General features: G+C 53.2%; 1 pseudogene. It reads right to left on the reverse strand.

Annotated features, from left to right (window positions below):
• A pseudogene (locus LD028_RS09100) lies at window positions 1–265 on the reverse strand (flagellar hook-associated protein FlgL); the annotation flags it as partial.

Raw genomic sequence — 265 nt, forward strand, 5'->3', positions numbered from 1 at the left:
CTTCATTGTCCGACAAAATTTGTTGGGCGATCACTTCCTGTTCATCGACACGCGCTTCCATCAGCTCAAGGCGGTTGCTTCGCGCGCCAAGCTCGGCACGCTCGGCCAAGACGTTGTCGATGTGCTTGTCAATATAGGATAAATAACCGTTCAGCTCTTGGCCGCTCTTGCCAGCTTCCAAGTCATTCACAAGCGCTTCTAAATCGCTGAACAGCCCTTGTCCTGGAGTCGCGCTGTACGTAAAGACGCGCGTCGGATTGACGTT

The sequence above is a fragment of the Anoxybacillus sp. LAT27 genome (genome assembly GCF_022030075.1).
GTDB lineage: Bacteria > Bacillota > Bacilli > Bacillales > Anoxybacillaceae > Anoxybacillus > Anoxybacillus kestanbolensis.